Origin of the sequence: Vibrio sp. YT-15, from assembly GCF_033337445.1 — a bacterium.
GTDB lineage: Bacteria > Pseudomonadota > Gammaproteobacteria > Enterobacterales > Vibrionaceae > Vibrio > Vibrio alginolyticus.
This window is the reverse complement of sequence record NZ_JAWOQR010000116.1, coordinates 1-1,199: the sequence shown is the minus strand read 5'-3', so window position 1 is coordinate 1,199 and position 1,199 is coordinate 1. Positions and strand designations below refer to the sequence as shown.

Annotated in this window: 1 protein-coding gene; it reads right to left on the bottom strand. The window is 46.7% G+C overall.

Going from position 1 to position 1,199, the window contains the following annotated elements:
- Positions 1-1,199: GNAT family N-acetyltransferase (locus tag R7D93_RS25675; RefSeq protein WP_318129605.1), on the bottom strand; the 1,199-nt coding region annotated here is incomplete at both ends.

Here is a 1,199-nt window from a genome sequence, read left to right as displayed (position 1 = left end):
AGTAGTGTTAACATGCGCTTGCCAATGCCCGAACCTTGTAGATCAGGATGCACCGCAATTCGCATCACTCGTGAAGTAATAAGCTTACCTACTTTTACCAAACCAAGTTGATTGATGATGGTGATTGGCGTCAAATGCCCCTTAGGGCGACGTTGACCAAGTTGAACAGCTTCAATTAACTCGTCATCAAGACCGCCCTCCTCAACCGTGAGAATGACCCCGATGATATTTTGTTTATCCATCGCGAGATAAACGGAGCTGTTGTCATCTCGCAGTAAATGGAGCAAATCATTCGGTGAGGTTTGATAATGAGCGTTAACCAGTAAAGCAAAGCATTCGCGTAGTAAATTGGGTTGGTGAACCAGTGCTTGCTTGTCCACTTTGTTCAACGATACGTTCGCCATGCCTTCAATGGATTGCGGCGATAATTCCGCGTTCAAGATAAAAGCGTCATACAACCACGTTTCTAACTTATCATCTACGCTCCAACGAATTGGCTGCTGCATGTGATACGTCTTCATGCCAGGTCGTTGTTGTTGCAACCATTCAATGAACTTCAACGTGAAGCCACGTCCGCAGCCTTCATAGCCATGAATCGTGCTAGAAAAGACCAAACGATGATAATGCTCGGTGATTTGTTTGAGCATCGGAACGGGAATCGCAGCCGCTTCATCGACTAGCAACAAATCACACTCAGACAGCGAAGACAACAATTCGTCAGGCGCAATAAACTGAATATACCCATAGCCGACTTCCAAACGGTCTTTCTTCATCTGTTTGGCAGATGTAAGTAAACGGTGCGCGTGCTGATAGACTGGCTCAACAGCGTTAATAGAAGGCGCGGTAAGTAATATACGCAGCGGCTTGTGTTGCAACAACTGAGCACAAGCGATACCTAACGCGCTGCTTTTACCTCTACCGCGATCAGCCGTGAGCACTAAAGGACGCTTACGATGCCCACTCACCACTTTCTCGATTAATGAAACAGCGTGAGTCTGCTCTATGTATTCTGTATTTCTCTGCGCAATAGCAAACTCAGAAACCTGGGGAATAACTTTCCCCTGCTCAAGCACTATCAGCTTTTGCCATTGGGTCTGCATCCATTGCTCAGCGAAGTGTTGTGGTTGAGCAGTATTTGTCACAACAAGTAGCATTCCACCGCCAACGAGAGAGCCAATTGCCGCCGTAAAGCTATTAGC